Origin of the sequence: Paenibacillus sp. A3 (assembly GCF_001399685.1) — a bacterium.
Classification (GTDB): Bacteria; Bacillota; Bacilli; order Paenibacillales; family NBRC-103111; genus Paenibacillus_G.
Genome location: NZ_JTHN01000110.1, coordinates 1 through 9,091, shown reverse-complemented (window position 1 = coordinate 9,091; position 9,091 = coordinate 1). Strand labels below are relative to the sequence as shown.

The 9,091-nt window shown below is 54.9% G+C and carries 6 protein-coding genes and 1 pseudogene; all 7 read left to right on the top strand.

What is annotated here, in order from left to right:
• Positions 1 to 460 precede the first annotated feature (460 nt).
• Positions 461 to 2,293, top strand: coding sequence for an ABC transporter ATP-binding protein (locus tag QJ48_RS17290; RefSeq protein ID WP_054974801.1), 1,833 nt, complete (start codon positions 461 to 463; stop codon positions 2,291 to 2,293).
• A gap of 50 nt (positions 2,294 to 2,343) precedes the next feature.
• Positions 2,344 to 4,140, top strand: a complete 1,797-nt coding sequence (locus QJ48_RS17285) for an ABC transporter ATP-binding protein (RefSeq protein ID WP_237762949.1) — start codon at positions 2,344 to 2,346, stop codon at positions 4,138 to 4,140.
• A 115-nt stretch (positions 4,141 to 4,255) separates the two neighbouring features.
• On the top strand, positions 4,256 to 5,023 hold the full coding sequence (locus tag QJ48_RS17280) for a sugar phosphate isomerase/epimerase (RefSeq protein WP_054974799.1): 768 nt from the start codon (positions 4,256 to 4,258) through the stop codon (positions 5,021 to 5,023).
• A gap of 164 nt (positions 5,024 to 5,187) precedes the next feature.
• Positions 5,188 to 6,606 carry a peptidoglycan DD-metalloendopeptidase family protein gene (locus QJ48_RS17275; RefSeq protein WP_054974798.1) on the top strand — a complete coding sequence of 473 codons (1,419 nt, stop codon included), beginning with the start codon at positions 5,188 to 5,190 and terminating at the stop codon, positions 6,604 to 6,606.
• Between the two features lie 172 nt (positions 6,607 to 6,778).
• Positions 6,779 to 7,723, top strand: coding sequence for a GDSL-type esterase/lipase family protein (locus tag QJ48_RS17270; protein WP_054974797.1), 945 nt, complete (start codon positions 6,779 to 6,781; stop codon positions 7,721 to 7,723).
• Between the two features lie 18 nt (positions 7,724 to 7,741).
• Positions 7,742 to 8,719 (top strand): ABC transporter ATP-binding protein, encoded by a 978-nt coding sequence (locus QJ48_RS17265; protein WP_054974796.1) that lies wholly within the window; start codon positions 7,742 to 7,744, stop codon positions 8,717 to 8,719.
• Positions 8,712 to 9,091: pseudogene (locus QJ48_RS17260) on the top strand (ABC transporter permease); the annotation flags it as partial. The gene QJ48_RS17265 and the pseudogene QJ48_RS17260, both read left to right, overlap by 8 nt.

Here is a 9,091-nt window from a genome sequence, read left to right as displayed (position 1 = left end):
CGAGCTTCAGGCGAAGCACAGCAAATTGTTGAATTTTATTGGATGAAATGACGATATTTTTAGAGGAATGCGCCTCATTTTTGTTGAGTGCTGAACAGTTACATCCGAGGTTGTCCGCTGCCGGGCGACCTCGGATTTTTGTTTTCGTGAAAGGGCTTTCATTTCAACGATTTCGTATTATTCGGGAGAAATAGTAGCGCTGTGCTTCCATATTGTGACGATTTGAAGGAATACTCTGGGAAAATCAAGATTATGGGGCAACCCGTATTTGCCGCCCCTTGGGGATGATGCTACACTTCTTCTCATAGCTGAAACGCTTTCGGAGCCATATTTCCGCTTCGAAAGCCATTTTTGCTTTTGCGGCTCAACCGCCGTATTCCATGAGAAAAAAATGTGTCGGCAGAGGCTTTGCGCAGAAAGGAAGCGCTCTCGAAGCAAAGCCCGGAGAAGGAGGAGCTCCATGGAAGTATTTAAGCAGCTGAAGGAGTTTTACTGGTCGGAACGAAGGTTTCTGTACGCCTCGATCGTTTGCTTGATGACGGCAACAGCGCTGGGACTCGTGTACCCGAATCTGCTTCGGTACTTGATCGACGAAGTGATTTCGAAAGGGCAGTTCTCGGCCGTCCCGTACTTGGCGCTTCTCGTGGCCGGCGTGATGATCGTCAAGGCGACCTTTCAATTTCTGCACGGCGCGACCAGTGCGCGGCTCGGCAACCAAACCGCATTCAACCTGCGGGCCGCCCTTTACCGGAAGCTGCAGTACTTGTCGTTTCAGTATTACGACAAAGCGCGCACAGGAGATTTGATGTCGCGCCTCACGGCCGATCTGCAGGCCGTACGGGATTTTATCGGCTTCGGCTTCGTCCAAATTTTGAACGTGATTATGATGTTTGCTTTCGGCGTGATCATGATGATATCGATCAATTGGCAGCTAACGCTTCTCACCATGATTTGCATGCCGTTCCTCGTCTATACGGCGATCCGGTTCGAGGGGAAAATTCATCCGGCGTTCCGGTCGATCCGTCAATCGATGAGCAGCATGACGACCTCCGTGCAGGAAAACATCACCGGGGTTAGGACGGTCAAGTCGTTCGCGCGAGAGCCGCATGAAATCGACAAATTTGCCGAACGCAACGAGAACTACAAGGAAAACAACGTGTTGACCGCAGGCATTTGGGCCAAATATTTTCCTCTGATGGAGCTGTTCGCCAACCTGAGCGTGGTTATTTTGCTTGGAGTCGGCGGGTGGATGGTGATGAACGAAAGCATTTCGCTCGGGGAGCTTGTCGCCTTCTTCAGCTTGATCTGGTATATCATCGGCCCGATGTGGGGCATCGGCTTTCATATCAACAACTTTACGCAATCGAAAGCGGCCGGCGAACGGCTGCTCGAAGTGCTGCATCAATACGAACACGTGAAAAATAAAGAAAATGCACTCGTTTTGCAGCCCGACCGGGTACAGGGCCACGTCCGTTTCGACAACGTGACCTTCGCCTATACGGATAAGCAGCCGGCGCTCACCGATTTCAATCTGGATGCGCCTGCGGGCTCGGTCATCGGCCTGCTGGGCGGTACAGGCTCCGGGAAATCGACGGTTATTCAGCTGCTTTTGCGGGCCTACAATGTGAAGGAAGGCCGGATTACGCTCGATGGAACGGACATTCGCGACATTACGCTGGAAAGTCTGCGCAGTCAAATGGCGATCGTTTTTCAGGAGACATTTCTGTTCTCTTCGAGCATCAAAGGCAATATCGCTTACGGTGTCAACGACGTGACCATGGAAGAGGTCATTCAGGCGGCGAAACTGGCCAAAGCGCATGACTTCATCATGGAGCTGCCGATGGGCTACGATACGATCGTCGGCGAACGCGGCCTCGGGTTATCCGGCGGGCAAAAACAGCGGATTGCGATTGCGCGGGCGCTACTGAAAAATCCGAAAATTTTAATTCTCGACGATGCCACGAGCGCCGTAGATATGGAAACCGAGCACGAAATTCAACGAGGGTTCGAAGAGGTGATGAAAGGCCGCACGACGTTTATTATCGCGCACCGGATCTCTTCGCTGAAGCATGCGGATGAAATTTTGGTGCTGGATGAGGGCCGGGTCGTGCAGCGGGGCACCCACGCCGAGCTCATGAAGCAGGAGGGGCCGTACCTCGAAACGTACAAAATTCAATTTGCAGATCAGCCAGACGATATCGATGCCGGTACCGAAGAACAGGCTAAACACAACGACTCGACGGCGGAAGTGGCTGCCGCCTCTCAAGCCAACGTAAGGAGGTTTGCACATTGAGCGGACAACGGAACAACTCATCCGGCGGTTCAAAGCCCGAAGGCGAGGAACTGCTGAAATCCCGGTTCGTCTATCAAGACGACGAGGAGCTTGACAAAGGGTTCGACTGGGTTCAGGTCAAGCGCGTCGGCAAATATATGAAGCCGTATGCGAAGCAGATGGCGCCCGTCATCCTGATTATGATGGCTGTCGGTGCTCTGACGAAGCTGTTGAACCCGCTCTTGATAGCCTTTGCGATCGACAATGCGTTGAAGCAGAAGGACGGCAAGCTGCTCGCACTCTGCGTAGGCGCCATGTTCGTGCTGTATGTCATTCAATGGCTCGCGAACAACTACCGGATCCGGTATACGAACGAGATCGGCCAGCGGATCATCTACGATTTGCGCCATGATTTGTTCAGCCATATTCAGCGGCTGTCGTTCCGGTTTTTCGACAAACGTCCGGCCGGCTCGATTCTCGTTCGCGTGACGAACTATGTAAACTCGCTTCAAGACTTGCTGACGAACGGCGCAGTCAACCTGATGATCGACTGTGTGCAGCTGATCGGCATCATCTTCATCTTATTATTTTACAATGTTAAGCTGGGCGCAGCGATTATTGTCACGGTGCCGATCATGTTCCTGATTTCGACACGGCTGCGCGTGAAAATTCGCCGTGCCTGGCAGGTCGTCCAGACGAAGACGTCGCGCATTAACGCTCATCTGAACGAATGCATCCAGGGCATCAAGGTGACGCAGGCGTTCACGCAGGAAAAGCAGAACATCGCATATTTCGAGCAAATGAACCAGGATAACCATAAATCATGGAACCGCGCATCGACCTTGAACCAATCGTTTAACCCGATCATTGAGGTCACCGGGGCGGTCGGCTACTTTATTTTGTTCCTGCTTGGCGCTTATTTCATTCAAAGCGGGGAAATGACCGTCGGCTTGTTCGTAGCTTTCGCCTCTTACATAGGCAGCTTCTGGGAGCCGATCAACCGGCTCGGCCAAATGTATTCGCAGATGCTCATTGCGATGGCTTCGTCGGAGCGGATCTTCGAATATATCGACGAGCAGCCGAACGTGGCGGAGAAGCCGTCGGCCCGACCGCTGCCGACGAATCGCGGAGATATCGATTTCAAGCAGGTGGAGTTCGAATACGAGCCGGGACGGCACGCGCTGCAGCGTATCGATCTGAACGTGAAGGCCGGCCAATCGATCGCGCTTGTCGGCCATACCGGTTCGGGCAAAAGCACGATCATCAACCTGCTTTGCCGCTTTTACGATGTAACGGGAGGCAGCATTGTCATCGACGGCCACGATATCAGCGATGTAACGATTCAAAGCTTGCGTTCACAGATCGGGATCGTGCTTCAGGATACGTTCATTTTTTCCGGGACGATTCGCGACAACATCCGGTTCGGGCGGCTCGATGCAACCGACGAGGAAGTGGAGGCGGCAGCCAAGGCTGTCCGTGCTCACGAATTTATCATGAATTTGCCGAACGGCTACGATACCGAGGTGCAGGAGAGAGGGAACGTGCTGTCGATGGGACAGCGCCAGCTGCTTTCGTTTGCCCGGGCGCTTCTGGCGGATCCGCGCATCCTCATTCTGGATGAGGCGACGGCCAGCATCGATACGGAGACGGAGCTGAAAATTCAAGAAGCGCTCAAGACACTGATGGCGGGTCGTACGTCCTTCATCATCGCTCACCGGTTGTCCACGATCCGTCATGCCGATCATATTCTCGTATTGGATCACGGACGAATTATGGAGCAGGGCAATCACGAGGAGTTGATGCGCCACCAAGGTATTTACCACGGACTGATTCAAGCGCAGTACCGCTTTTTGAAAGAAACGGGTTAACAGATGTTGGCCGGTGTGGTATGATTGTTAACGTGAACAATACCCACCGGAAGCGCATTTGTCAGGCATTGATCTGCTTTATGCGCTCTCTTAAATCAAAGGAGCTGACATCGTTGTGAAGAACAAGTTTGCGGCACAATTGTATACTCTGCGTGACGAGCTGGAGAAAGATTTTCCGGGCGTGCTGCGGGAATTGAAGCGTATGGGCTGGAGCGGCGTGCAAATTTCCGGTTTGCGGGGCTTTACCGCCGAAGAAATCGCAGCCGTCCTCAAGGAGACGGGGCTTGACACCGCAGGGATGCACGTTAGCTACGAAGCGCTGCAAAACGAACTTGAAACGATTGTCGAGCAGGCCAAGCTGTTCGGAACGCGCGACCTGATCTGCCCGTTCATCGCTACCGATCTGCGCGGAGAAGAAGGGTACCGGGCGGTACGCGCCAAGCTGAACGAAGTGGCGGGGAAGCTCGCTCCGCTCGGCTTCCGGCTCAGCTACCACAACCATGCGTTCGAGTTCGAGACGACCGTGAACGGGGTATCCGCGCTCGAATATTTGCTGGAGCCGTCAAAGGACAACGCTGTGCTAGCCGAAGTCGACGTGTACTGGGTGAAAAAGGGCGGCCTCGATCCGGTGCCTTTTATCCGCCCGTATGCCGGCCGCATGCCGATCATTCACCTGAAGGACATGTCGAATGACGATCGTCAGACGTTTGCCGAAGTGGGTACGGGCGTTATCGACTTCATCCCGATTCTGCAGTGGGGCGAAGCAAACGGTATCGAATGGTACGCGGTGGAGCAGGACGTTTGTCCGGGCAACCCGCTGGATAGTCTGCAAATCAGCTTAACCAACCTTCATCGCATGGCCGATCAACTGGCGTCCAAGTAAGCGGATCGTCATGTTATGCCTACCCTCGTCGTTTTTGCGCAAGCAGAAACGTTGGGGGTTTTTTGTTTTTTTGTCTACTCGGCGCACCTCTGACATATACATGGGGAAGTGAACTTGTTCGCCGGTCCGAACATCGAAACGATCCGTTAAGGGAGGGAAGGACGTTGAAAAAGCGCATCGTCACACCCGGCTTGCTGCTGGAGCTGGTGCAATGGGGAACGGCCTTTGCGGTCATCGTCGCCGTCTTGATCTCGGGCCGCTGGTTCGCAAAGGCGCAGCCGGTTTATCGGTTTGACGTGTTTTTGGACGATCAACATGTAGGGACGGTCAGCGACCCGGAAATTGTCAAGCAGTGGAAGGCGGCACGGTACGAAGAAGTAGGGCGGCAATATGACCATGCGCGCGTCACGTCCAATCTGGAGCAGCTACGGTTCGTTCGGTTCGAAGGAAACAAAGTGCTCCAAGGCGCATACGACAACGATGCGGTGATCGCCGCGCTGAACGATAAGCTTGTTTTTGCCTTTTTTGCCACGGAGATTCGGATCGACGGCACGCCGGTCGGCATTGTGAGGGACGTATTTGCTGCCGCAGCCCTCCTGGATCAGGTGAAGGCGCCTTTTTTGAATGTGTCCAAGGAGGTTGCAATCTTGTCGGATGCAGGCGACGGAAACCGGCCGAAGGTGAAAATGACCGCCGAATTTACTCAGGACGTACAACTGCTTGAAACGGCCGTCGCCCCGGACAGAGTCGAGCCGGCCGTAGCGGTGCTGAACCGGATTTTAAGCGGCGCGGCCCAGCCTCTCACGTATACGGTGCAGAAAGGGGACTGCATCTCGTTGATCGCGCAGCGTTTTCAAGTCGCAGCCGATGTGATCCGGGCGAACAATCCGGAGATTCAGAGGGATTTGATCCGGGTCGGACAAACGATTAAGCTTTCGGTCAATCAGCCGCTTTTGTCAGTCAAAACGGTCGAGACGCGCACCGAGCAGGTCCGAATAGCGAGCGGCATCGTCTACGAAAAAGACAGCGAGCTGCAGGCCGGCGTCATTCAGATCGTGGCCAACGGCAAGCCCGGCTGGAAGCAGGTGACCTACGAAGCCGTCCGCGTGAACGGCGTGCCCGCAAGCCAGTTGGTGGTCGACGAAACGATACTCGAATTACCGGTACGGACGGTCGTCAAACAAGGGACGAAGGTGATTCCCGGCGTAGGTACGGGCAAATTCGCCTTGCCGGTGCTGCAGCCCAAAGTTACGAGCGAATTCGGACGACGTTGGGGGAAAAATCATAACGGTACGGATTTCGTCTCGGAGCAAAAGGCGATTATGGCCGCCGATCACGGCAAGGTGACGTTTGCCGGCTGGAAAACGGGTTACGGCAATTGCATCGTCATCGATCACCAGAACGGGTACGAGACGCTGTACGGGCATCTTAGCAAAGCCGTCGTCCGCGAAGGGGACGGCGTCAAGAAAGGCGATAAAATCGGCGTGATGGGCAGCACGGGAAACTCGACCGGCGTCCATCTGCATTTCGAGATCATCAAGAACGGCCAGCAACAAAATCCGCTTAAATATTTGAGCGTCTGAACCGCAGTTTGATGCTCTTCTTCGCATGATGCTTGCCTCTATTTAACCTCTCCTTCAATCCTCTCTCCTCCCTAAAGTTTGCAAATCGCGCGGCAAACCGCTACTCTAAAATGTATAGTTACTGAAGGGTACAGTCTTTGCTCGTAAAGCTGCTGAAACTGGGGGAGAACGCATGAAATCCACGCGATGGTTGTGGCGGACCGTCGGCTTTGCCGCGCTGTTATCGACGGTGCTGTGCGCTGTCGGATTCGCCTACGGCATCAATCAGATTATTTTTCCGAAGCCCGTTGCGCGCGACGCAACAGAGGCCCCGCAGCAGCCCGCTGCGAAACCGAAGACGGACAACTGGGAAGCGAAGGATCAGATCCGCATCGTGGCGCTGGGAGATTCGCTAAGCGCGGGGACCGGCGATTTGTCGGGCAAAGGATATGTCGGCGGCGTAAGGGACAAGCTGGAAAAGCAGCTGGACAAGCCGGTGTTCGTCTACAATAATTTTGCGATTCCGGGCTATCGCACGGCCGATGTGCTTAAGGATTGGGACAAGAAAGCCGACATCGCCAAGTCGCTCGCCGAGGCCGATTTGGTGCTGCTGACGATCGGGGGCAACGATTTGTTCCAGGGCGGCGCGGGCATCTTTAGTTCGAGTGATGGTACGAACGGGACAAGCGGCACGTCGGGCGCGGACTCTTCGCAGTCGCGGACGTCCCAAAGCATCCAAGGCGCCGAAGCGCCGAAAAGCACCCCGGGCTCGCCGGATCAGGAGGCCGGAGCGGGATTTAGCCCGAAAGCGGCGGCCGATCGTATCCCGGACGCATTGAAGAGCCTTGAGCAAATTTTTGACCGGGTCAGCAAGGCAAGTCCGCAGGCGCGAATTTTTTACGTGGGCTTGTACCATCCGTTCCTCGATCTGGACCCTCAGCGCGAAGGGGCTCCAGTTATCCGGCAATGGAACGCGGCGGCGTTCGATTTGGCGAACCGGTACCCGAACATTACGCTGGTGCCGACGTACGATTTGTTCGAGTTGAATTTGAGCAAGTATTTATATACGGACCACTTTCATCCGAACCAGGACGGCTACGACCGAATCGCGGATCGGATCGTCGATATTTTGAAATAGCGGGGAGGACGGAAGCGTATGGCTCAGGCCGGAGAGCAGCATCGGAAAGGAAGAGACGCGGACATTGTTCTGGCGGTCGATAACGTAAAAAAGACGATCGGCAAACGGCTGATCATCAAAGGTATTTCGTTCGACGTGCGCGCCGGGGAGATTTTCGGCTTTCTCGGGCCGAACGGCTCGGGAAAAACGACCACGATCCGCATGCTGGTGGACTTGATCAAGCCGACGGAAGGCTCGATCCGCATCTGCGGCTATGACGTGCACAAGGAGCATAACGAAGCGCTGCAGTATGTCGGCTGTATCGTGGAAAATCCGGAGTTGTATTCGTACCTCAGTGGCTGGGAAAACCTGGAACATTTTGGCCGGATGCTGCCGGGCGTGGGCGAGAAGCGAATCCGCGAAGTGGTGGAGATCGTCGGCATGGACGCGCGCATTCACGATAAAGTCAAGACATATTCGCTAGGGATGAGGCAGCGCCTGGGCATCGCCCAAGCGCTTCTGAACGATCCGAAGCTGCTCATTTTGGACGAGCCGACCAACGGCCTTGATCCGCAGGGCATTAAGGAGCTGCGGGAATTTATCCGCCAGTTGGCCGAGGCTGGGCTCAGCTTGTTTATTTCCAGCCATCTGCTTAGCGAAATTCAACAAATGTGCGACCGCGTCGCCATTATAAGCCACGGCGAAGTCATCACGGTCGGCGAGGTGTCGTCGCTTGTCGACGAATCCGTCAGCACGGTCGTCTGGAGTGTGCTCCCGGCAGAGACTGCGCTAAAGGTTTTGCAATCGCATCCTGAGGTGCAGTCGGTCGCGTTCGCGGATGAGGCCGGGACGGAGCCAGGGGCGCCGCGGCTGGTTGCCCTGCAAAATCCGGAGGCGATTCCGGAGCTGTCGAGGCAGCTCATGGAAGCGGGCGTGGCGCTCCACGGCATCGAAATCAAGCTTCCGACTCTGGAAGATTTATTCCTGAAGCTGACGGAGGGTGAGCGCATTGGTTAGTTTGTATCCGCTGGTCAAGAACGAATGCATCAAAATGATCAAAAAAAAGCGGCTGCTCGTCGTGCTGCTTATTTTGGCCGCGATCATCCCGATGTTCACGTATGCGCAAATGAAGGTGGCGGAAAACAACCGGAAGCAGTTCGGGACGACCGACTGGCGGGTTGAGCAGCGGCAGAAGATTGTGGACTATACCCGCAGTCTCAGCAGCGGACGCGTGCCCGGGGAATGGAAGCAGTGGGGCCGTGTCGAAGGGAAGCTGGCCCGGTACTATCTGGGTAAAGATGTGAATCCGGGCGAGCCGGACGGGGTAACCTTTACAAGAGAGTTTGTGAAAAATGCCGTAAATTTGTTCATTCCTCTCATGGTTATGGT